This is a genomic window from Bacillus sp. IT-79MI2 (assembly GCF_949768135.1).
Taxonomy (GTDB): domain Bacteria; phylum Bacillota; class Bacilli; order Bacillales; family Bacillaceae_G; genus Bacillus_A; species Bacillus_A pseudomycoides.
This window is the reverse complement of record NZ_CATKPV010000003.1, coordinates 1-522: the sequence shown is the minus strand read 5'-3', so window position 1 is coordinate 522 and position 522 is coordinate 1. Positions and strand designations below refer to the sequence as shown.

Genomic DNA, 522 nt, shown 5'->3' with positions numbered 1-522 from the left:
ATCCTAAATCTCGAATACATAAATCTCCTGATCGTAAGGTATCCAAACATTCTGTACCAAAGGTTTTATCATTATTTTTACCTGGTTCCATTTGAAAATTGAGGAATTTCCCACTATGTAAATCATACTCTAGTTGAATCTTAATACCAGCTGTCTGTGCACATCCCCCTGAACCAGGATAAATAGAAGCTAAATGGTTGGGTACTTGAAAAATAGTAGCATCTAAAATACGTATACGTTGAAAATAAGAAATGTATTGGTTTGAGATTTGAGAAGAATCGTTTAGTTTACTTTTGATTAAAAGAGAAAATACACGCTGTAGAAATAAAACAGCACATCGGTTAAAACGTTGATTAAGTCCTTCTGGACTCATAAGTGTAGTTGTATTTGCATAAAGCTGACTACATAATCGAGTAAGGGGACTACTTGCTACATGTTGACTGATCCAAATACATAAAGCAGCCAAATCTCGTGCGCCATACTTACTTTTACGTTTTACAAAACCTGTCTCTTGGCCAAGTT

The 522-nt window shown here is 34.9% G+C and carries 1 protein-coding gene; it reads right to left on the bottom strand.

Features of this window, described 5'->3' with window-relative positions; genetic code table 11:
- A partial coding sequence (locus ACM6HU_RS00040; protein WP_414847939.1) for an IS4 family transposase occupies window positions 1-522 on the bottom strand: 522 nt, incomplete at both ends.